The sequence below is a fragment of the Bartonella capreoli genome (genome assembly GCF_902813205.1).
GTDB lineage: Bacteria > Pseudomonadota > Alphaproteobacteria > Rhizobiales > Rhizobiaceae > Bartonella > Bartonella schoenbuchensis.
In genome coordinates, this window is record NZ_CADDZX010000427.1 from 1 (window position 1) to 335 (window position 335).

The window sequence follows — 335 nt, forward strand, 5'->3', positions numbered from 1 at the left end:
ATACTGAAGTGCAACCTTTGCAAGATGTGGATTAAAAACCACGATAGAGTGCCATTCTGTTTTCTCTACCTTTTCACCTGTTTTTTTATCTACGTATCTTTGAGAAGTGCCTATACGAAAATTCACCACCTCTGCACCAGATGCCATTGTTCTGCTTTCGGGATCGGCACCGAGATTGCCAATTAAAGTTACTTTATTAAGCATGTTTTTTATCTTTTCTAAGGAAAATAATTGAAATGAAATACGGATTTGAAAAGCTGCTTTTATTATATTTTACAATAGCATAAAACAATATGCTACACTAGTTAATATAGAAAAATAAAATAACTAACTGA

The 335-nt window shown here is 32.5% G+C and carries 1 protein-coding gene; it reads right to left on the reverse strand.

The genetic code is table 11. From position 1 onward, the window contains the following. On the reverse strand, positions 1-204 hold a 204-nt coding region (gene ssb, locus J7R05_RS09125; protein WP_208541949.1), incomplete at its 3' end, for a single-stranded DNA-binding protein. Positions 205-335: the final 131 nt, after the last annotated feature.